This is a genomic window from Salinimonas sediminis, assembly GCF_003429285.1.
Classification (GTDB): Bacteria; Pseudomonadota; Gammaproteobacteria; order Enterobacterales; family Alteromonadaceae; genus Alteromonas; species Alteromonas indica.
The window spans coordinates 2643873-2665982 of sequence record NZ_CP031769.1; the positions used below are offsets into that span (position 1 = coordinate 2643873).

General features: G+C 50.7%; 12 protein-coding genes, 1 tRNA gene and 1 pseudogene. 3 read left to right on the top strand and 11 right to left on the bottom strand.

Annotation, left to right across the window (positions count from 1 at the left end; translation table 11 throughout):
- The 7 genes and pseudogenes from D0Y50_RS11815 to D0Y50_RS19960 form a co-directional block, all read right to left on the bottom strand.
- Entirely contained in the window at positions 1-1284 is a 1284-nt protein-coding gene (locus D0Y50_RS11815; protein WP_170145501.1) for a GDSL-type esterase/lipase family protein, read from the bottom strand.
- A gap of 63 nt (positions 1285-1347) precedes the next feature.
- On the bottom strand, positions 1348-4299 hold the full coding sequence (locus D0Y50_RS11820) for a TIM-barrel domain-containing protein (protein ID WP_117317131.1): 2952 nt from the start codon (positions 4297-4299) through the stop codon (positions 1348-1350).
- A 32-nt stretch (positions 4300-4331) separates the two neighbouring features.
- On the bottom strand, positions 4332-6089 hold the full coding sequence (locus D0Y50_RS11825) for a DUF5597 domain-containing protein (protein ID WP_232366247.1): 1758 nt from the start codon (positions 6087-6089) through the stop codon (positions 4332-4334).
- Between the two features lie 52 nt (positions 6090-6141).
- Positions 6142-7680: a tryptophan halogenase family protein gene (locus tag D0Y50_RS11830; RefSeq protein ID WP_117317135.1), complete on the bottom strand. Its 1539-nt coding sequence runs from the start codon at positions 7678-7680 to the stop codon at positions 6142-6144.
- 102 nt (positions 7681-7782) lie between these two features.
- Complete coding sequence (locus D0Y50_RS11835; protein ID WP_108567089.1) at positions 7783-10596, bottom strand: TonB-dependent receptor; 2814 nt, start codon at positions 10594-10596, stop codon at positions 7783-7785.
- On the bottom strand, positions 10593-12221 hold the full coding sequence (locus D0Y50_RS19955; RefSeq protein WP_332308389.1) for a glycosyl hydrolase family 95 catalytic domain-containing protein: 1629 nt from the start codon (positions 12219-12221) through the stop codon (positions 10593-10595). The genes D0Y50_RS11835 and D0Y50_RS19955 overlap by 4 nt, the downstream gene beginning before the upstream one ends.
- Before the next feature lie 111 nt (positions 12222-12332).
- Positions 12333-13193, bottom strand: a pseudogene (locus D0Y50_RS19960) (glycoside hydrolase family 95 protein); the annotation flags it as partial.
- A 1490-nt stretch (positions 13194-14683) separates the two neighbouring features.
- Between D0Y50_RS19960 and D0Y50_RS11850 the strand changes: the two are divergent.
- A tRNA-Tyr gene (locus D0Y50_RS11850) sits at positions 14684-14768 on the top strand.
- 181 nt (positions 14769-14949) lie between these two features.
- On the opposite strand, the gene D0Y50_RS11855 is transcribed toward D0Y50_RS11850, so the two are convergent.
- Entirely contained in the window at positions 14950-15402 is a 453-nt protein-coding gene (locus tag D0Y50_RS11855) for an Lrp/AsnC family transcriptional regulator (RefSeq protein ID WP_108567087.1), read from the bottom strand.
- 96 nt (positions 15403-15498) lie between these two features.
- On the opposite strand from D0Y50_RS11855, the gene D0Y50_RS11860 reads away from it, so the two are divergent.
- Positions 15499-16101 carry a LysE family translocator gene (locus tag D0Y50_RS11860; protein ID WP_117317140.1) on the top strand — a complete coding sequence of 201 codons (603 nt, stop codon included), beginning with the start codon at positions 15499-15501 and terminating at the stop codon, positions 16099-16101.
- Between the two features lie 11 nt (positions 16102-16112).
- Here the strand turns inward: D0Y50_RS11860 and D0Y50_RS11865 are convergent, their stop codons facing one another.
- Positions 16113-16667: an acyloxyacyl hydrolase gene (locus D0Y50_RS11865; protein WP_232366248.1), complete on the bottom strand. Its 555-nt coding sequence runs from the start codon at positions 16665-16667 to the stop codon at positions 16113-16115.
- Between the two features lie 269 nt (positions 16668-16936).
- Between D0Y50_RS11865 and D0Y50_RS11870 the strand changes: the two genes are divergently transcribed.
- Positions 16937-18874, top strand: coding sequence for a monovalent cation:proton antiporter-2 (CPA2) family protein (locus D0Y50_RS11870; protein ID WP_117317141.1), 1938 nt, complete (start codon positions 16937-16939; stop codon positions 18872-18874).
- Between the two features lie 166 nt (positions 18875-19040).
- On the opposite strand, the gene D0Y50_RS11875 is transcribed toward D0Y50_RS11870, so the two are convergent.
- Positions 19041-21323, bottom strand: a complete 2283-nt coding sequence (locus tag D0Y50_RS11875; protein ID WP_232366249.1) for a xanthine dehydrogenase family protein molybdopterin-binding subunit — start codon at positions 21321-21323, stop codon at positions 19041-19043.
- A 2-nt stretch (positions 21324-21325) separates the two neighbouring features.
- Positions 21326-21820, bottom strand: a complete 495-nt coding sequence (locus D0Y50_RS11880; RefSeq protein ID WP_117318763.1) for a (2Fe-2S)-binding protein — start codon at positions 21818-21820, stop codon at positions 21326-21328.
- Between the last annotated feature and the right edge of the window lie 290 nt (positions 21821-22110).

Sequence of the window (22110 nt, forward strand, 5' to 3'; positions counted from 1 at the left end):
CTAGCCCTGCTGTTCGGTAATATATTGTGCCGCCAGCGTTTTAAGCGAATCGGCCCATATTTGGTAGCCCGCTGCATTAGGGTGTAATAGGTCCGGCATAATATCAGTACTCAAAGTGCCATTTGCAGACACAAAAGCGTTATTAATATCAATAAACCTGATGCCGAATTTCTCCGCCAGAGCCGCCAACTGCTGGTTGGTATGTTGGTTGTTCTGCCGCAGCTCATCCTGATCATCCGCCCCACGGGGAAAAATGGCGTACAAAACGATAGTGGCAGCGGGCTGCTTGTCTTTTACTAATGAGATTATCCGGTTTACGCCTTCGACTATTGCCTGCGGGCTGTCTTGCCGGTGGCCGGTGTTGTTAGTGCCAATCATAATAGTGATCAGCTTTGGCTTCACCGCATCCAGCTCGCCATGTTCAAGCCGCCACAACAGATTTTCAGTGCGATCGCCGCCGAAGCCCAAATTCAACGTATTAATCTTGCCAAAATGCTGTTGCCAGACCTGTTTACCCTGACTTTCCCACCCTTGCGTAATAGAGTCCCCCAGCATTACCCAGTCCACCTTGTGGCGATGGGCTTCAGCCAACTTTTGTTCATGACGTTGTATCCACCAGCTGGCCGACCAATACTCGTTCAGCGGCGCGGGGGTGGTGGCCAGTTGCCGATCTTCTACGCAGTTTAGCGTCGCGGGCTGATGGGTAAATTTAACTGACTTCAATTGTAACTGTCCTTCTCCGCCAAGTTGCAAACCTACTTGAACCGGTGCTTGTAGGGAAAGGTTGGCTGGCTCGTTTACTTCCTCCCCGGGGTGGTTAGCTGAGCGGGCTCCCTGCAGGCAGGTTAAAGGGATACGCAACGTTTGCCAGCCTTGACCAATATGGGCCATGGCCCACTCGCGCAGGCGCAGGGTACGGTTGCAGTGGCCAGCACAATTCAGGCTAACCCCGAATGCCGCTTTATCCATAGACACGGGATTGACCGTAAGTTCAAGGCTGGTTTGCGCCTGGGGGATAAACGCTGTCGGCAGGCTGAACAATAACTGCGAGCTCCAGCTATCTTTAAATGCTATATCCAGTAAACCAGCACTGTGGTTTACCACCATAGTATCGCCGGGTAAGGCCGTGGTCTGCGCCCCAACCTTTCTGTGGTTAATAGTATCATGCAGTGACACACTGACGTTATCAGCTATCGCGCCGTTGCTCACAAGTGCAGCAGGCGTGGCAATGGCCCCGCTGGCGAACACCACACTTAAAACGGCCCAGGCTATACGTATTGGCATAGTTGGTTTTTCCTTGGTATAAACGCCTGCCAGCAACATGCTGACAGGCCGTTGTGTGAATTCCTATAACATGGTACTTATTTTTTCGCCCTTATAGAGCAAGGTCGTGGCCCCTTCGGTATCCCAGTTAGTGGCTGACTCAGTCGCTCCATCAATCAGTCTGATACGATATTCCCGTTGTGGGGTCATACTGTCATAGGCGCCTACCCGCTTATGCAACGTTACGGTGCGGGTGGCATCATCGTATTGAATCCGCACAAGGCTGGATTTACCTTGCTCATAATCGTAGCTTTTCCCGTCATCCTGGTACAGCGTATAGTCGCCATTGGCCCCCGCGTAGATCGTCAGTAAATAAGGTGCATCCGGCTTCTCGTAAACAGTTTGGATGGCTGGCCCGGTTGGCAGTATAGCGCCGGCCCGCACAAACAACGGTATACGATTTAGCGGGGCCGCGGCGGTAATGGTCTGTCCCCCTTGGTAAGCTTTACCGGTATAAAAATCATACCATTGGGTGTTCGCGGGCAAATACACCTCGCGGGTGGTCGCCCCTGCCTCGTATATCGGGTTAACCAATAAGGCCGGGCCAAACATATAGGCATCATTTATATTCAGGGCCTTTTCATCGTCAGCAAAATCCATTACTAAACCACGCATCAGCGTGTTGTGTTGGTCATACATTTTGCCTGCTTCACTATAAATGTAAGGTAACAGGCGATAACGTAGCCGGGTGTAATAGACCATCGAGTTGTACACTGGCGTGCCTTCATCGGCAATGTTATAAATTTCGCGGTAAGGGTTTTGACCGTGGGAGCGAAATAATGGCACGAACGCACCGAACTGGAACCATCGCAGGTTTATTTCCTGCCATTGCTGTTGATACTCCTTATCCATTTGTGAAAAGTGCCCAACATCGGTGCCATCTGCATAACGGTAATGATTTTCGGGGGTAAACCCGCCGATATCCATCGTCCAGTTAGGCATGCCCGATAGGCCAGTACCCACACCTGCTGCAATCTGTTCTTTTAGATTTGACCAGCGCGTAACGGTATCGCCACTCCAGATAGCCGCGGCGGCACGCTGGATACCACCGAAACCACTACGGGTAAGAATAAACGCCCGTTTCTCCGGATCGCTCTCCCGTTCACCCTTATACACGCCTTCTGCATTGGGCACGGCGTAACTATTGAAGTATTGGGCCCCGGTACCTACCGACAGTCCAGTCATATTTTCTTTGCGTTTTTGATACGATAAATTAGAGTGAATATCCGGCTCAGAGGCATCCAGCCACCATGCATCGATACCTTTGCTATTAAGGTTTTCATCAAGCTGCCGCCAAAATATCTGCTGTGACTCCTGGGGATAGGGGTCATAAAAGCCATTTAAATAGCCCGGGCCAATCCAGTCCAGATTTTGCTCTACCTTGACATTGCGGTTTAGCATATACCCTTTGGCATCCAGCTCTTTGTAATTATCGGTGCTGGCGTAAAACTTTGGCCATACTGAAATCATAATATTGGCGTCCAGTTTATGCACCTGATCTATCATTTTTTGCGGTTCAGGGAAGTGAGTTTGGTCAAACTTGTGGCTGCCCCAGGCATCTTGCGGCCAGTAACTCCAGTCTAAGACAATGTTATCCAGTGGAATATCTCGCTGACGATATTGCTTAACAGTATCTACCACTTCCTGCTGATTTTTATACCGTTCGCGGCTTTGCCAGAAGCCATATGCCCACTTGGGCAGTAATACGGCCTTACCGGTAAGCTGACGATAGCCGCCGATAATGTCGTCATAGTCGTCGCCCAAAACAACATAATAATCAATCGCCCGGCCGGTTTCAGAGCTTAACGATACTGATGCGGCGTTGGCAGGATCGGTAGGCCCGATATGGTTTAGCGCCAGATAGCCTCCCTGTGAATCCCACTCTATTTCAACCGGTACCTTTTGCCCTTTTGTCATATCTACCGTGACATCGTGATACCACGGGTTCCAGTTCATCCGCCAGCGATCCAGTACGACCTCGTTATTGAGGGACAGTTTGGCGTAACCACTACTGTACATTTTCAAAGTGTGTCTGCCGGTTTGTTTAGCTTCCAGGCTCCCGCTCCAGACAATCCTGGGTTCAGTTACCTCACCGAGCTGCGCAGGGAAAGGCGTTTCCCGGGTAGTATTATGGGCAAGAAATTGATAGTCGGGGCCTGTTTCTTCGCGGGTTAAAAGGAGTTTGTCGCCATCATAATAGCGGGCGGTAAGGCCCCCTTTCGTGCCTTCTGCAGTATAGAGATCAAGGTCTTCATTAAGCGGTTTGAGGCCCTCGGGATTACCAAAGTGTGATTGGGAAGCATTGTCCCACAAAATACCATAGTGCTTATCCGACACTAAAAACGGAATGGTAATTTCCAGGTTGTGGGTGGTTAAGAACACATTTTGTTGTTTCAGGTTTACCAGCCCATTTTGATGTTGTCCCAAGCCAAACAGATTTTCCGACACCCCCTCATTCCATTGCTGGGTTAGCGCGTAGTGCTTTGCAACCTGGCTGTTTTCTTTGACCGGCTCAGGATCAGCGGTAACCGGGCCAAACTGCCCACTGTTTTTGGCTGCCAATAAGGTGGTTCCGTTTTTATCTACAATACTTACCCGGCCATCGTTAAGACTAACCCGAGCTTGTCCTTTGGCGGTGCTGACTACCACATTCTCGGCATTCTGCGTAACCTCAAAGTCGCCGCCCGCCTCAGCGACAACTTGAATGCTTTTGGCCACTTTACTGAAGTCGTCATGGGCCATGCTGGTAATACGAAAAATATCATCCTGATAAACCTGAATACGTACGGCTTTTGCCTGTCCTTGCGCTGGGGAAACCACCACTCCGTCAGCAATTTTTTTAACTTGCGCTCTAGCCTGTTGCTGGGTGGCAGTTTGCGCCGTGTCCGTGTGGGTTGGCTGGCATGCTGGTAACGATAGCGCGGCGCATATCGCCAGCCCTAAAGTACTGACAGTGGGGAGTGAAGATGTTTTCATAAATAACTTCCTTGGTAACAATAAAAAATAAATTAATGATGCTGATAGGTTGCCAGCGAGACTTTGAGAATATGCGGCGTATCGGTAAAATTAAGTCCCCAGTCGGTTTGATCGCCGTTCCAAACGCGCTCGAAAACCCACTGTTGCCCTTCAAAATGGCCTTCTTCTACCCGCTTTATCATGGTGGGCTGACCATCAAGTTCTGCTGATCCAGTAAATGTCACCCTGGCCCGTAACCCGGTTACCAGAAATTCGCTATCACTGAGTTTAATAATGCTCACGCCACCGGAGGCAGGCTGATTGCCCGTAGGGGGATTTATCCAGAACATCTCGCGCCCGTAAGTAATTTCGACATCCCACAGTCCCAGATCCGCGGTCTGCGTATAGGCTGGCTGTTCAGCTTCACCAGCGGTGGGCTTACCGGAATCCTGGGCATTCCATATTTGTTGACTTTCATCGTGGGGAGGGGCTTCAGAGAACCCATACACAGGGTGTTGGTAACTCAAGGCTGCCCAGGCCTCCTGCATAGGTCTGAACAGATTAAAAATTTCCGCAAAAGGCGCAATAGTCGCGTCGTTTACGGTTTTTGCACCTAAGGGAAAATTGGCGTAATCGGTATAGTCCATGCCAAATGGCGCGAAGCCGATACCTTGGAAACCCAATGTATCGAACAGGTAACGGGCATAGGGTTGATCGTTACCTATTTCGGCTACAAACAAAGGGTTATCGGGTCGGGCATACAACGATAATACTTTGTTCACCGTACGATGGTCGCGAAAGTAAATATCCGGCGATAGCATATCGATATGGGGCGCTGCGGCTTTCCAGACGTCAAGCATATTGTCAGTAGGCCCACCCATAGAGTAACCGTCGCCAGGATTGAACGGATTACGTAGCGCCGCATTAACATTCATGGGTAAGGGTTTAATGTGCTTTGCGGCCTGCGCAATTTCATCGACATACCGGCCGATATGCCAGGCATGGAAGGTTTCATCGGCGTGTTTACCAAATACGTCTTCCCAGGTGCCGGGCTGTTTATTTAGCGCTTTTAATAGCGCCTGGGGTACGGGCCCTTCAAATATCTGTTGTGCTGTTGCACTGTAATCCCGCTTGCTCCCGTAGGTCCCCACTTCGTTTTCTACCTGCACCATAATAACCTGGTGATCGCGGTCATGTTCCTGCAGGTACCGCATCAGGCGGCTAAACGCCTTTTTATCCGCAGCCAGCGTGTTCAAACCATGCGGCGACAGGGAATTTAGCACTTTGCCCTGCTTGTCTATTACCCTGGGAAAGCGTTGATTATCCAGTTTTACCCAAGCCGGCGCGTAGTGCGGGGCGTTGTTTTTCCAACTGGCGAACCAAAGTAGCACCACCCGGACATCCTGCGCTTTAGCCTGCGCAATAAGCGCATCTAAAAAAGAAAAATCGAACTCTCCTTCGACCGGCTCAATTTGCTCCCAGGCCACCGGAATACCTAGCGTGTTCGCGTTGAGCTGTTTGATAACCGGCCATACTTTATCCAGCGCGTGCGGATAATTCGCCGAGTTGTTAGTTTGACCCGCCAACATCAGGTAGGGTTTATCGTCTACCAGTAGCCTATGGCGACCGTTGTGAGTTTGGATGCGGGGTAAGGCTCGGTTGGCTGATGCAACAACCGGCTGCGTGTCACTTGCACTGGCATTAGCACTAGATTGCGCGGTGCTATAGACACTGTGGCAACCGCTGCTAAGCAGCCCTGCCCCGGCCAGAAATAACCACTGTCTCGCTGTTTGATATATTGCTTTATTCACCTGGCTTCCTGCTATTTTATTATTTACAAAACAAAGTGTTAGTTCGGGTGTGCTACCGATACCCAATAGGAGTGTTAACGACATTGGGTGGCTTACAATAATGCTGTAAAAACGCGTCATGCCCGGGCATAGCCTGAACCCCTGCCTGCAGCGTTGCTCGCATCTTTTCACAGGTACGCAGCAGCCGATCATGGGCAAACGTATCGGCTAAGGGGTCGTAGCGCCGCGGTATTACCCCCTGCCCCTCAAAAACCGCGACCCAGCTGCTATCGCTAAATAGCTCTTCGTCATAACGAAAAACCCTTCCCCGACTTTTGTACAGGGCGTATTTATGGGCCAGGGTATCGGGTATGGATTGGCTGGCACAGTGCTGCCAAAATGCCCCATCCTGCCGCTGGTTAGCGTGATAATGTAAAACCAGAAAATCACGAATGCGCACAAACTCTGTCTCAGCCATCCGGTTGTATTCGTCGATATCCACCGGATCAAACGTTTTGTCGGGAAAGGCTTTCATAAGCTTGGCTAGCGCGGTTTGAATCAGGTGGATACTGGTGGACTCCAGCGGCTCCATAAAGCCGGCCGCTAACCCCAGTGCCAAACAGTTTTTATTCCAGAATTTCTTGCGTTTGCCCGTGGTAAAAGATAGCCGCCGGGGCTCGCTAATCGGTGCGCCAGGTAACTGGCGCAACAAGCATGTCAAAGCCTCGTCGTCACTCATAAACTGACTACAGTACACATGGCCATTGCCCGTACGATGCTGCAACGGTATCTGCCACTGCCAGCCGGCGGGCTGGGCAATACTGCGAGTAAATGGCGGGAGCGGGTCTAAGCGGGCGGTAGTAACAGTGATAGCCCGGTCACATGGCAGTAGGCTTTGCCAGTTGTCATAACCGGTATGCAGAGCCTGCTCTATCAATACACCTTTAAAGCCGCTGCAATCGATAAAAAAATCCGCTTTCAGTAGGGCCGAATGGCGCAGGGACAGGGCTTCTATAAAACCGGTTTTTGGGTGTAGCAAAACCTTGTCGACCGTGTCATCAATAACTTTCACCCCACGGGCCAGCGCATATTTTTTTAGCCACGCCGCATATAGGGTCGCATCAAAATGATACGCGTAAGAGATATTCGAAAAAACCGAGTGCCGGTCGTTGTCAGGCAACCTGAATTTGTTTGCCCGCGCAGCCAGGGTGGCCAGACTGAAATCCGCCAGGGTGGGCTGATAACCCTGTTGATGCAGCTTTCGCCAATATTGGTGAAACGCTACCGTGTCCAGGTCGGCCCCGTAGCGACCAAACGGGTGAAAATAGCTATGACCTTGTTCACGCCAATTTTCAAACTCAATGCCCAGCTTAAAGGTACCCTGTGTTTCGCGCAAAAACGTCGCTTCATCAACGCCCAACATCTGATTAAACAACCGTATCGGTGGTATGGTGGCTTCCCCCACGCCTACCGGCGCGATACCTGAGGGTTCAATAACGGTGATAGCACAGGAATGCTGTTCCAACACACGACTGAGCGCGGCTGCGGCCATCCAACCGGCCGTACCGCCGCCCACAATTACAATATGTTCCAGAAAGGTGTTATCGGCCATTTGTTGTTCCTACGTAATAAAAGCCCAGCACCTTACCCACCGCGCGGGTTGCTACCGATAGCGGTTTAACGCGTACTAAGCCGTGGGAAGGTGCCTTGTTCATTAGAACGTCATACCTACCCGCAGGCTTAAACGGCGATCGTTCAATACATAGTCTCGCGGCCGGTTTTCAAAGCCCTGATAGGACTCATTGGTTTCATCCAGCAGATTTACCGCTGCCAGGGTTACCGAAAACTGCGGATTGATGTCATAACTTACCGAAGCATCCAGTTGCCCATAGGCCCTGCTGTAAATAGGCAGGTTCCCCGTGCCATTGCCTGAGGTAGTAGTGACCCAGTCATCGCGCCAGTTATAGGCTATGCGGCCAGACACCTGATCTTTGTCGTACAGTAAAACCAGGTTGTAGCTGTGTTCAGAAAGTCCTTCCAGCGGCACGACTAATGGGTTGCCTTCAATATCGGTGGCGGTAGGACTGGGGGCTTCGCTATCGACAAAAGTATAGTTAGCCTGAATACCAAAGCCGCTAAAATTGGGGGGGAGAAAGTCGAAGAAGGTTTGTATGCCAAGTTCGAAGCCCTTAATCGTGCCGCTTTCACCATTTACCGGTGCGGTAACCTCGAAAGTCTGGGTGCCCTTGCCGGGTACGTCAAAATCGGCGTTATACACCCCGGTTTGCTCGAAGTTTTTTACTTTTTTATAAAAGGCCGTGGCATATGCCATGTCCCCTTCATCGAAGTACCACTCCAGCGCGGTATCAAGTTGGTTCACGGTTAAAGGCTGCAAGCCGGGATTGCCGCCTTCGCCGGTACTGTCCCGGTATTCCGGCGGAGTATCGGGATTACCATCAGCATCAAGATAGTTTTCGGACAGCGTAAAGTTGGCCGCCAAGGCTTCAAAGGAGGGGCGCGACAGACCTTTAGAGGCGGCCACCCGCCAATACAGGGTGTCTGTTAACAGGAACTTGATATTAAAACTGGGTAGCACTTCGGTATAACTTTGATCGACTTCGATAGCACTTTGGCTTTGCAAGTCTGTGGCGGTGTCTGCGGCATTGCGATACGTTAGCGTTTGCGTACCCGCCGCGCCCACTTCTGTTTTTACGATTCTTACCCCCACATTACCTGAATAAAAATCGTCTTCAGGATCAGCAAAATCAAGCATGCCATAGAGGGCGTAGGTTTGTTCTTCCTGGGCATTAAGCTCGTTCCGTTCAGTAAAGCCGGGGGTGGCACCAGATAAAGGATTAAGGCCAGCCAGCGTGGCCAGGGCATTACTATTGTTTTGCATTAATTGGGGGCTGACGACAAAATGCGGGCCAAACGCAGAGGCCGCGCTATCACCGCGCCAGAACGAGGACTGGTGCGGGTCCGGCGAATAATATTCCGGAAATTCGTTATAGGTTGCAGTAGCATCTTCGGAGCCGTCCCAAGGCGGCCCGGATATAGCCGCCCAGTCAAAGCCTGAGTCAGCAGTATTGATATCTTTGGTGGTGTAGCGCGCGCCGGTGGTAAACGTCCGAAATACCGAACCGTGATCGAAGTCCCATTGTAAATCGGCGCGGGCAGCCACTTCATCGCCATCGTTATCAGCCGACCGGGCCATCATGGCCTGATACAGGTAGTTATCCGGGTTAGTTAAAAAATCAGTACTGCCGGTAGCGGTCTCGCGAACCTGGTAAGCGGGCCGGTCGCCGCGTAAATCCATGTAAAAAGTAGAGCCGGCATTGAGACTGCCAAAACCGGTGGCATCGCGGTACTCTGTCGACGAATCTATGTATTGAATATCGGCGCTAATCCCCAGTTGACTGGATAATTGCCAATTAAAACCCAGCGAAAAATCTGAGGTTTGCGAATTGCGCGTGGCGTCACGAGTGAACGACTGAAACGGCGGGTTGTTATAAGCCCCGGTTAGCAAATTGCCCTGGGCGTCAAAACTAAACTCGCCTGGCACAGCATCCAGGGTACCGCCTTCACCCGCGCCATAAGCGAAAATACCGGTCTGGGGATCATAAAACTCGTATTCCGAGCGTAAAAACTGCGAGTATAGGGTAAGATCTGACGTTGGTGCCCATTGCATCGACATCGCCAGACCTTTGCGCTCGCGCTCCCCTACCCAGGCAGAAATGCCTCCCCCGGAGGCAACTTCCACCGCTTCACCTTCATAGCCGGGTATATCGGTACGGGTGTAGAATGGCTCAACAATTACCGCGTCTTCACGAAACTTTGCTTTATTGTAAGAGCCGTTGATTAAAAAGCCGAATTCACCGTGGTCGGTATCCCACCGGTTAGAATACAGGCCAGATAGGTTCACGCCATTTTCTTCGCTCAGGTCATAGTGAATAAGCTGCGCCGTAGCACTAATCAGTTGCCCATCGCTATCAAAAGGTTTGCGGGTACGCAAATTGATCAGCCCGCCGATGCCGCCTTCGATTTGCTCTGCAGATGGGTTTTTGTAGACATCAATGCCGGACAGCAATTCAGACGGCACATCTTCAAAACTTAGCGAACGTCCGCCGATGGTAGAAAAGATATCGCGTCCGTTAAGTTCGGTTCGGATCTGCGTTAAACCGCGAATGGCTACATCACTGCCCTCCCCCCGATTACGGCTAATCTGCACTCCCGAGATTCGCTGTAAGGCTTCGGCAACGTTTAAATCGGGTAATTTGCCAATATCGTCTGCGATAATCGAGTCAACAATTTCAGTTGAAAACTGCTTGCGGCTAACTGCCGTCATCAGGCTCTGCCGTAGGCCCGAGACCTCGATAATTTCCACATCATCGGCCTGTTCCTCTACTTCAGTAGACTGTTGAGCAAAGGCATAGCCATTACTTCCTAAGGCAGCAACAATAGCCATCGTCAGGCAGGAACGCCGCCGTCTGAGGCCGTTCTTGCTCAGCGCATTTATAGAACGTTTCATTGTATTTCCTTTTTCGTTGTTGTGATGGCCGACGCAGCAGTGTGAGTCGACGGATAAAACAATGAACTGATGCTTCCGTGTTGGCGCTTTATCAGGTACTGCTGCCCTGCTTTCGCCTGGAATGTCAGCACGTTGCCATCAAGCGAAACTGGCAGCACTGCACCGCTTTGCGCATTGGTTACGGCTATATGGCTAATCGTGGGAGTATCAGAAAATCGAACCTTTAAAAGCTGGCCTGTTGGCGGATAGACGGCGGGGGTATCCGGCATGGTCAACTTGGCTTGCGTTAGCTCACCATGTTGCCACTGTATCGATACGGTGATGTTGCCACGCGCTTTTAAGCCTGTGACCTGGCCGCCAGGCCAGCTATCAGCTAACGCGGGCAATAGCGCAATATCATTGTTATGACTTTGCAGTAGCATTTCCGCCATACCGGCGGTGGCGCCAAAGTTACCGTCTATCTGAAACGGGGGATGGTTATCCCAAAGGTTACTAAGCGTGCTATGGATAAGTTGTTCAGTTAACAATTTGTGCGCCCGATTGCCGTCCTGTAAGCGGGCCCAAAAGTTAATCTTCCAGGCTTTGCTCCAGCCAGTGCCGCCGTCGCCCCGGGCATTCAGCGTAGTGGCTGCCGCAGTGCTAAGCGCGGGCGTGGTGTCAGGGCTGATTTGATTGCCCGGATGTAATGCATATAACTGTGACACATGTCGATGCTGCGACGCGGGATCGTCGCGATCTTGCCGCCATTCCTGTAATTGCCCCCAATGGCCAATTCGTAAACCCGGCTCTAGTTTGTTCAGCGCCTGCTGTAAACGTTGAGTAAAATCCTTTTTGTTCAACGTTTTTGCCAGCTGTAGCGTATTGCGTAGCAGGTCAGTGACAATTTGCTGCGACATCGCCGCCCCTACTACAAAATTACCGTGTTCTGGTGAGTAAGAAGGCACCACCACCAAGGTGTTAGTGTCGGGGTCGTTAACCAGTGTCTGTAACCATAGCTCGCTGGCCTCTCGCATTATCGGCCAGGCGCGCTGAACCAGAAAATCATGGTCCTGGGTAAACAGGTAATGTTCGTAATAATGCCGGGCTATCCAGGCACCTGCTTCAGGCTGCCAGAAAGCGGTGGGCCAGGCGATGGTGCCGGTAAAGCCCCATACATTAGAATTTAAAAACAACGTCCAGCCGTCAGCTCCTAACAAGCTGCTGGCCGCTATACGGCCTGGCTTGACCAGACTGTCTACATAATCGAACAACGGTAGCTGGGTTTGTGCCAGGTTAGTGACATTTGCCAGCCAGTAATTCATTTGTAAATTGATATTAAAGTGATAGTCCGCATTCCACGGCGCCACCTGGTGAATGTTCCACACCCCCTGTAAATTAGCGGGTAGACTTCCCGGGCGAGAAGAAGCAATAAGTAAATAACGCCCGTACTGAAAATACAGGGCTTCGAGATAACGTTGAGCACTAGCACTGGCCTTGCCCTGCTGATAGCGCTGTAATAATTGATTGGTGGGTAGTGCACTATGCGCATCATCGAGAGTCAGCGCCATCCTTTCAAATAGCGGTTGATAATCGTCCAGGTGGCGCTGTTGTAAGGTAGTAATAGGCGTCGATTTAATCGCAGCCATTACTTTATTCAGACGGCTTATCGCCGCTTCCCCGCGATAATCGGGGTATTGGTTTTTGTAGTTGGTAGCAGCACTAATCTTAAGGGTTACCGCATCGGCATGTTCAACCTGTAGCTGCGATTTAGCCGAAACTGCATTGCTAGCAGCCGGGCGGTTATCGTCGTTCCCGGCATGCGCTTTATTTACCCCAAGCGGGGTAGCTAATGCACCACCTTGAATATCGGCCTGTATATGTAACGCGTACTCCAGCTGATTGTCATTCAACGTACCGCTAACCTGTAAAATGTTATCGGTTACATTTTTATGCGCAGAACGGTTGTCAGGTATGGCTGTCTCAATGGTAACTGATATGCTTGCCGGCTGATTAGCAGTAAGTCGAATAACCACGGCGTCGTCGGGATAACTCACAAAATAATCACGCTGATAATCAACGCCTTGATACTGATATGTAACGCTTGCTGTAGCGGTAGCTAAATCAAGTTTACGCTGGTAATCGGTAACCTGCTGATGGGGAAAAGACAGTAGCAAATCGCCGAGGCTTTGAAAGCTGCCATAGCCGGAAACCGCATGTCCGAGTTTTTGCGCCACATACTATGGGCTGAGCTCGCCTTCCTGCAAAAGCCGTTGCTGCACCAACTCCAGCTGCTCAAGGTAGGCCGCTGGCTTGGCAGGTAAGCCTCTGCTATAGCCTTCAGCGCTCCCTGGCCCACCGGTCCAGAGTGACGTTTCGGTTAAATTAATTCGGTCCTGTGTTACCCCTCCTAACACTGCTGCGCCTAAGCGGCCATTGCCCAGCGGTAATGCCTGCTTCTCCCAATCAGTACCTGCGCTGCTATACCATAGGGTATCGGCCTGTGCCGAGACCCCTGCGCACAGCCCACACTGCACAGTTAGCAACGCCCGTAGCATGGTCGCGCCTGTGGGCAATGTAAGCCTGGCAATGGCCGAAGAAAGACAAACAGGTAATGTCATGGTCACCGTCTTGTAAATTTAGTGTTAACGTTTTCCTTGGAGAATACGAGTACCTAACCACCAAAAATATTGCGATTTTTTATATAAGGGTTTACGAAAATGCCTTTATTCATTCGTTTTTATGACGTTTACAGCCGGCTAAATCTTTCTGCCAGCATAGGTATGCCTTACCTGCCCTGCGCTGGGTAAACCTTTACCGCTGTATAATAAAATAAGAATTTATGGGGTGGGCTGTCAGTTGCGCCAGCCAACTGGCTCTAGCTAACGGGGTTGATGTGGGCCGCAAAAGCGACGTATTGGTAAGCGGCATTCACTTTAAGTTTATTCATCGTTCAGCTAACTATCCGGGTGAGTATTAGTTAATGGCAGTAGCGAGATATAAAAAGCGACGTACGCTTCTACATCAGTGATAGCGCTTATCCCTTCTTTTCTCATGCGGAGCCGGGCCGACTTAGGCCGCATTGAGGCACGGTGCTTTGACCAGAATGGGTCAGCGATATGCGATGGTTTATCGCATTTAACACAGCGACGCATATCGCCAAGCTAGCCAGCCCCGTCTCGCTCGACCAAGGCCGCGCTTAACCAGGACTATAGAGCTGACCTTTGGCATACGATCTACTTCTGGATCGCTCTCCCCGTGCGCTACCTCTTGGCAGTGATCAACGGCCACAGGGCGCGCTGAGATAGGAGATTTACCTGCCGGGCCGTTACAACAGCGCCATGCTTTGTAGCGCATACCGCAATATGTGGAGGATTACTTTTAGCCTTAGCCTCAATAGTTTATAAGCGCACAAAGCATAGAACTTTCATCCTCAACGAGCGGTTTTACTTCATAGTATTTACCTATTGAAAGACAATAGTGGAGTAACGAAAGAAGTAACGAGAGAAGTAACGAGAGATGACATCACCAAGCCAACCATAGCTCACCGCTTGAATGTTGGAACGAGTTATGGCTTCTCTATGATTTCTCGATATGCAACATTGAATCATTGTCAGTAGTTGCATTTAGTTTAGCGGTTTAGCTCCCTGCCCCGTCTTGGGAGAAGATCCGGCCCCCACAAGCTTAGTAATACCAGGCAAACCAAACTAATGTTCAATATATCGCTGCCGACGCGGCTGCGTAAGATGGCGGGATTGCTCCGTTAACCTACTAAAGCATTCTGGACATCGTATAATATATTGGTTCCCGTGGAGTAATTAAGAGCCCGCCGGGTTGTTGCCCCGCTGACAACTTCACATTCTGCTGGCGCTAAAAGATATAAGCTGCGGTTTATATTGAACTTTTTCCGAACCTAACCCGCTGCGCATACCTTGCTCAGGCCTTTTCTTTTATAGCTAATTGTACAAAAACTAACCCCATGATTTTTCTAAGACTTTTTCTCACAATCGCTTGACCCCGGCGGCATTCGCGATTAAGATGCCCCCCATCAAATAGCGCACGGCCAGATTACTCAGGTAGCTTTGGATTGCATTTTCGCTGTTTGTTGTGTGGAGTGGTACCCAAGCGGTCAACGGGAGCAGACTGTAAATCTGCCGGCTCAGCCTTCGCAGGTTCGAATCCTGCCCGCTCCACCAATTTCTTCTTTTTCCCCTTGCGTTCTTCTATGTATTCTTATTGCTAAATACTCTTATTGCTAAATATTCTTATTACTAATTTTTGTTCACTATAATGCCTTGATGAATACCTGCATCGCAAAGTGGTGGGCTGAAGCTATTGCCTATTACGTTTAATAGTACCTGCCCACTGGCGCTATTCCTATGCGCGCTCATCTTTGGATGAACCCATAACCACATGGGTAGTGATGGTTCTGACCTGCGCTATAGCCCCCAATATATCGGCGTGAAATTGTTTATAAGCTTGTATATCGCTGGTTTCTACACGCAACAAGTATTCAAAAGCCCCCGTTATATTGTGGCATTCGCGGACTTGTTCACTTTGGCTAACAGCTTTTTCAAATGCCCGCTGTGACGCCGTAGAGTGCTCGCCCAACCCCACGCTCACATAGGCTACAAAACCTCTGCCCAGGCTGGTCTGATTCACCACCGCCCGGTAACCGGTAATCACGCCCTGGCGCTCCATTTCCTGTACCCTACGTAAGCAGGCTGATGCAGATAAACCGACCTGCTCGGCTAGTTCCGTATTGGCAATCCGCCCATCCGCCTGCAGCACCTGCAATATTTGTTGGTTATATCGGTCATTCTTCATCATTAATTGCGTAAAGAGTAAAATTAGTTAGTTACTTTGCACAATATCACCACAAAATACGAGTTAAAATTGTTACCTAATTAATAACGAACTACTCTCATGATTCCTGAATTATTGTATTCATTAATGCTTTTTGCTCTGGTTTCTTCTATTACCCCAGGGCCAAACAACCTGATGCTAATGAGCTCGGGGGTCAATTTCGGCATTCGTGCCTCCCTTCCGCATATGTTTGGGGTGGCTATCGGTTTTACAGTAATGATTGCTGCCGTTGGGCTAGGCGCTCTGCAGCTGTTTAAAATCTGGCCTGCCACGTTTGATATTCTGCGTATTATCTGCGCTATTTATCTGATGTACCTTGCTTACAAAATTGCCAGTTCCTCTGCGCCCGTTAAGCGCAGCGACAGCGCTCATAAACCTTTGACATTTTTACAGGCTGCCCTATTCCAATGGGTCAACCCCAAAGCCTGGGCGATGGCCGTTACCGCCACCAGTGTTTATGCTGCAGATAGCAGCCTTACCAGTATTTTGGCCGTGTCGTTAGTGTTTGGGGTGATTAACCTACCTTGTATCAGCGTATGGGTGGGAATGGGTCATCACCTGGCCGGGTTCTTAAATGAGCAGAAGCGGCTGCGCTACTTCAATATCCTGATGGCAGTACTTCTGGTCGCCTCGGTGCTGCCAGCGCTGATTCGCGGTACATAGCAAAGCGGCGGCTATAGCTGATAACGAACATGTAGACTAAGCCCTTCAGAACCAGGGTTTGTTTCACCCAGCCCGCCGTTGGAAATATGACCTACTTCAAGTGCCAGCGCCCATCGAGTGTTAAGTTGATAACCCGCATTGAGTGCAGAGTAGAATTCAATGTTGTCACCGAGTGCTTCGGGCGAATCGACAAGCCCAGCGTGAAATGACACCGATAAACTAAACGCGGCATAGCGATATACCTGTTTGTGCACGCCCAGCGAATAATAATGCTGCCCCTCATCGGCATAAATAACCAAAAAGCCGGGCTGGATATCATAAAACCGGCTAAGTGGCCGGTGTAGGTAAGCCAGGTGAACTGCACTTCGGTCAGCATCGTCTAGTGCATTCCACAAGGCTGCGGCCAGACTTATTTCACCTAGCCTGTTGTCCGTCCCCTTAGGGGCAGAAGAATCGGTATTGCTCACGCTCAGTTGACTGGCCTGAACCATTGCAGCAGTACAGGGTAAGGCGGTGGAAGTGGCTAGCAGGCTTAAAACCTGAAAAGAGCGGATAAAGGTTGGCATAAGATTGTTCCTGGCATCAAAAGGCTAACTAAAATGAAATGGGGAATCGCGGCGCATCATATACTCGGCCCCTGCGCGTCATGCAATTGCTCCCCCCGGGGCGATTGAACAGGTGTAAAAGTGCGTTAAATCGCATATTCTTAGTCAAACGTGGTTGCCAACATTTCTTGCATAAGCGCTTTGGACAATAGCATGCTGTTTAAGGCACCCACGGTACAGGTACGCTATAGCGCTTTTTTTCGATTGACTCGCAGTAGGAACACATCGCCATGACAGGCTATTTTTTACAGGCATTTATTTATCTGGCAGCGGCAGTTATAGCGGTGCCGGTGGCCAAACGGTGTGGCCTTGGGTCGGTGCTGGGTTATTTACTTGCGGGGGTGGCTATTGGCCCGGTTTTGGGTTTGGTAGGCTCTGAGACCGTCGCTATACAGCACTTTGCTGAGTTCGGTGTAGTCATGATGTTGTTTTTGGTCGGGCTGGAGCTGGACCCACGCGCCTTGTGGGCGATGAAAAGTAAGCTTATCGGCCTGGGTGGACTTCAAATCGGCCTGACCACAGCTATGGTCATGGGTATTGCTATGGCGTTAGGCCAGATATGGAGTATCGCACTTACAATCGGCCTGATTTTCGCGCTTTCTTCTACGGCCATTGTGTTACAAACGCTTCAGGAAAAAGGCCTGCAGAAAACCGAAGGTGGCAAGAGTGCATTTTCGGTTTTATTGTTTCAGGATATCGCCGTGATTCCCATGCTGGCATTTATTCCGTTGTTAGCATTGCCCGCGCTGGTGTCGGCTACAGATTCTCCCGCCACGGCTGGACATACCGACCACTACAGCCTGGTCGCTGGCCTTCCTGGTTGGGGTCATGCGCTGGTAGTCATTGGCGCTGTGGCCGCGGTTATTGTCGCCGGCCATTACCTTAGCCGCCCTCTGTTTCGTTTTGTGGCTTCCAGTGGTTTGAAAGAAATTTTTACGGCTACCGCACTGATGCTGGTTATCGGCATAGCAGCCTTAATGAGCCTCATCGGGCTCTCTCCTGCGTTGGGTACTTTTTTAGCCGGTGTAGTACTGGCCAACAGTGAATTCAGACATGAACTGGAGTCCAATGTCGATCCCTTCAAAGGCTTACTGCTGGGCCTGTTCTTTATTACCGTGGGCGCCGGGATAAACGTGCAGTTATTGCTGGACAATAGCGGGTTGGTGGTGGCGCTTACGGGTTGCGTTATGCTGGTAAAGGCAGTAGTGCTGTATCTGATAGGCTGGGTGTTCAACGTGCGTGGCAGCGACCGCTGGTTGCTCACCCTGAGCCTTGCCCAAGCCGGTGAATTCGGGTTTGTTTTGCTCAGCTATGCGGTGACCAATCAGGTACTGCCGGAAGGAATAGCACAGATATTAGCGCTGGTTGTGGCGCTATCAATGTTTTTAACACCCGCCTTATTTATCCTTTTTGACCGTCTGATATTGCCCCGCTTTACCCGGCAAACCAATCAGCAACAGCCCGACACAATCGATGAAACTGGCACAGTTATTATCGCCGGCATTGGCCGTGTAGGGCAGATAATTAACCGCTTACTTATGGCAAATGGCATAAAAACCGTGGTGCTGGATGTACGTGCAGAACAAATTGAAACTATGCGCCGCATCAATACTAAAGCTTTTTTTGGCGATGCTTCCAGACCTGACATCCTGCACACAGCAGGTATCGAGCAAGCAGCGTTACTGGTAGTAGCAATTGATAATCGGCAAACCAGCCTGGATATGGTGAAATACGCCAAACATGCCTTTCCCCAGATAAAGGTCATGGCACGGGCTTTTGACCGCGGTCATGGCTATCGGCTGCGCCATGCCGGCGCCGATGCCACCATTTCAGAAACTTATCACTCGGCCCTTGAGCTGGGTGCCCAGGCGCTCCGTTGCGCAGGGTTTGATGCAAAGACAGTAGAGCGACAAAAAAACGCCTATATGCAAATAGAAGAGCAACAATCCAATGCCTTATATCAGGCATGGGTAGATGGCCGCGCGGATGGGCGCACAGATAATAACTACCTAAAGTTGTTCATGCAGTTGGAAGGGTTGATTGACCAAGCACTAAAAGAACAGGGTACCGCGCCGCCAGTCAATGCTATTCCAGCCAGTACACAGACCACATCAATGGCGGCACAAGCGAAGTCCAGCATGACTTCATCCGCGCCGCCTTCACCCTAATACTACCTGACGGGAGCCGCCGCAGCGAAGCTGTCTCTAACGCCAACATGGGTCCATTAGTGCAATAAAAAACCCGGCTAAGACTACCGCCTTAACTGGGTTTTTTAACACATCGATGGTAGTCAGCCTGGGGCGCTTTCAATGGCCTGAGGCTGACAGTTAGCGGCTAGGCTTTTAATTGCTCTTTTAACTGTGCTGCTCGCATAGGCAGGTCACGTAAACGCACCCCTACAGCCTGATAAATAGCATTGCTGATAGCCGGGGCCACGCCGACTACGCCAGGCTCACCTAACCCCACCGGGAACTCGTTACTTTGGACAAATTCGATGTCCATATCGGGTACCTGGTTCATTCGCAGTGGCGTGTATGCATTAAGATTGTTGGCTTTTACGCGCCCGTTTTCAAAAGCATTTCCTTCATGCAGCGCCAGGCTGGTTCCCCACAATAATGAGCCTTCAAGCTGGGCCAAGCCCCCGTCGGGATGAACAACGATACCGGCATCAACCACCGCAGTAAGTTTTTTCAGCGTGATATCTCCGGTTTGCCGATTAACATGAACATGGGCCGCGGTAGCAATCCAGCAAGGCATAGTGCGCTCCTGCCCGGCGGTAACCGAAAAGCCTAGCCCTTCGTCTTTGCCTAGTGGAGTATTTTTAACTTTTGCCTGTAGCTGTTCAAGAACCTTACGCAACCGATTGGCGCCACCCACGCTTTCAGGCGCTGAGCCGCCCTGCTTTCCTTTACCATCCAGCATGGATAGTCGGAAAGCCACAGGGTCTTGCCCCGCCTGATGTGCAATTTCATCGATAAACGATTCCAAGCCAAACAGAATCCACCCCTGGCCGACTGATCGCAACCAGCCGGGAGTGAAAGTGTCATGCGCCAAATCATTGTTCACTGCGGTGGCCCGGTGATTCGCCATGGTGTACCAGTGGTCAGCCCCAGAGGCAGAAAACGGGTCTATTTTTCCCTTACCGTCTACAGCATCTGCCAAAAAACCAGAGGCCATGGCCTTGGTGGGCCAGCCTGCCGCAAAGGTGTGTTCCATGCCGGTAAAATCGCCCTGCTGATTAAAGGAGGCGCGAAACACCGAGGTCGAAGCAGAACGTGGTTGATCAAAATAACTATCATCAGGGCGCGTGAAAACCAATTTAACCGGCTTACCCGCTGCCTTCGCAGTCAACACGGTCGGTATACTGTAATCGCCATATAAGCGACGGCCAAACCCGCCCCCCAGGTAATACTGATGTAACGTGACCTTATCTTCGGTTACCTGAGCCGCTTCGGCCACCCGTGGCAGGGTTAACGACTGCCATTGGTTGCCGGTGTGGACATGCCATTGACCCTCTTGTTCATAGGCCACGGCATTCACCGGCTCCAGGTGAAAATGGCTGGCTGTGGCAGTGGTGTATACTGCCTCAATGGTATTGGCCGCCTGCTCACGGGCCTGGGTCATATCGCCCTGCTCAACAAACAATGCACCATTGGCAGGATCCATCGCCAGTGCTTTGCCGCGGGCCTGAATGTCCGCTTCGCTAACCTCGGCGGTTTTACCCTTTTGATACGCGATAGTCAGCGCGTCAGCCGCTTTAACGGCACTGTAGTAATTGTTTGCGGTAACTACCACCCAGCCCTGACAGGTATCGGTGGGATCGTCCAGAACATAGTGGCCCAGATAGCCGCTCACTTTTTTCGCTTCTGTATCATCAACCGAGGTAACTTTACTGCCAAAAGTAGTAGGCGGCATAACAGGACGCGCGTAAATCATGCCGTCAACTTCCACATCAATACCGAATGTCGCGCTACCATTGGTTTTTGCTGGAATATCTAGTGCGCGGGTATCTTTACCTACTAATTTCAGTTTGTCAGCAGGCTTTATTGGCATCTGGCCAAGCTCATCGGTAGTAAACGTCCGGTCCACATCACCGTTAGTCACAATATCGCCAAAACTGATTTTTTTGCTTCCACTGACCACCAAGCCGTCTTTGGCTTCGCACGTATCAGGTGACACTCCAAGGAGTTTGGCTGCGGCGTCAATTAAGACGGTGCGTCCTGCTGCACCCGCTTGTGATAATGGCTTATACGACTGGAACACCGACCACGAACCGCCCGTCACCATGTATCCCCATTTAGGATCGGTATCGACGTGGCGGATACTGACCTTAGCCCAATCGCAGCCTAACTCGTCGGCCACAATCCGCGCCAGCGCGGTGCCCACATGCTGGCCCATTTCGGCCCGGGCAATATTTACCAGCACTTCACCACTGCCATTCATTTCAAACCATACGGTAGGTGAAAAGGCTTTTTCCGTTAATGCTACTTTAGCGGTTTGTACACTGGCCAGGGCGGCTGGGGCAAATGCCATCAGTAACGAGGCATTGACGGTTCCTACCATGAAACCGCGCCGGCTTAGATCTATCGTGTCTTTTTTACTTTTTTGCAGGCTCATGATCAGGCTTCCTTATCTGCCGTTTCGGGAGTGTAAGTCTGAACAGCATTTTGGCTGTCCTGCGCGGCGCGTTTCACCGCCTTTTTAATCCGCACATAAGCCATGCAGCGACACAGATTACCGCTCATATGATTGACAATATCTTCATCGCTCGGGTTCGGATTATCCGCCAGCAAGGTAGCCGCCTGCATTATTTGTCCGGATTGACAATACCCACACTGTGGTACCTGTTCTTCAATCCAGGCTGCTTGCAAAGGATGCGTATTGTTAAGCCCCTCAATGGTGGTAATGGATTTGTCGGCCGCCAACGAGACCGGAAACGAGCAGGAACGTACCGCGCCACCATCCACGTGAACAGTACATGCGCCGCACATTGCTATGCCACAGCCAAATTTGGTGCCCTTAAGGTTAAATTCGTCCCGAATAACCCATAGCAAAGGCGTATCGGCCGTGACATCCGTGCGCACGGTTTTGCCGTTTAATGTAAATTCAATCATCGTGTTGGTACCTTTGTGTGAATAACGGTCTGGCGTGTTGTTACTGTTGGCTGCCCAGGCAGCCATTGTGTTGCGCTATATCCTGGGTAAATTGTGGTGTTTATATAGCAACAGGCCAGGGTAATACCCGGTCTGGTAATAGGTTATCTTGCCAGTATAGCGCAGGGCTCGTCACTTTCCGCCTGGCTGTAATCGTTCAATTGTACTTGCGGGTGTTGTAATGTGCACTTGCCAATTGGCTGGGTTAGCCGCAAAGATTAGCAAGAACCTATATTCCGCTTATTATTCGT

What these genes read in the sequence shown, in the direction of transcription:
- D0Y50_RS11815 (WP_170145501.1), bottom strand. Translation starts at nt 1,284, where the DNA reads ATGCCAATACGTATAGCCTGGGCCGTTTTAAGTGTGGTGTTCGCCAGC.
- D0Y50_RS19955 (WP_332308389.1), bottom strand. Translation starts at nt 12,221, where the DNA reads ATGGCTGCGATTAAATCGACGCCTATTACTACCTTACAACAGCGCCAC.
- D0Y50_RS11880 (WP_117318763.1), bottom strand. Translation starts at nt 21,820, where the DNA reads ATGATTGAATTTACATTAAACGGCAAAACCGTGCGCACGGATGTCACG.
- D0Y50_RS11855 (WP_108567087.1), bottom strand. Translation starts at nt 15,402, where the DNA reads ATGATGAAGAATGACCGATATAACCAACAAATATTGCAGGTGCTGCAG.
- D0Y50_RS11865 (WP_232366248.1), bottom strand. Translation starts at nt 16,667, where the DNA reads ATGCCAACCTTTATCCGCTCTTTTCAGGTTTTAAGCCTGCTAGCCACT.
- D0Y50_RS11830 (WP_117317135.1), bottom strand. Translation starts at nt 7,680, where the DNA reads ATGGCCGATAACACCTTTCTGGAACATATTGTAATTGTGGGCGGCGGT.
- D0Y50_RS11860 (WP_117317140.1), top strand. Translation starts at nt 15,499, where the DNA reads ATGATTCCTGAATTATTGTATTCATTAATGCTTTTTGCTCTGGTTTCT.
- D0Y50_RS11870 (WP_117317141.1), top strand. Translation starts at nt 16,937, where the DNA reads ATGACAGGCTATTTTTTACAGGCATTTATTTATCTGGCAGCGGCAGTT.
- D0Y50_RS11835 (WP_108567089.1), bottom strand. Translation starts at nt 10,596, where the DNA reads ATGAAACGTTCTATAAATGCGCTGAGCAAGAACGGCCTCAGACGGCGG.
- D0Y50_RS11820 (WP_117317131.1), bottom strand. Translation starts at nt 4,299, where the DNA reads ATGAAAACATCTTCACTCCCCACTGTCAGTACTTTAGGGCTGGCGATA.
- D0Y50_RS11875 (WP_232366249.1), bottom strand. Translation starts at nt 21,323, where the DNA reads ATGAGCCTGCAAAAAAGTAAAAAAGACACGATAGATCTAAGCCGGCGC.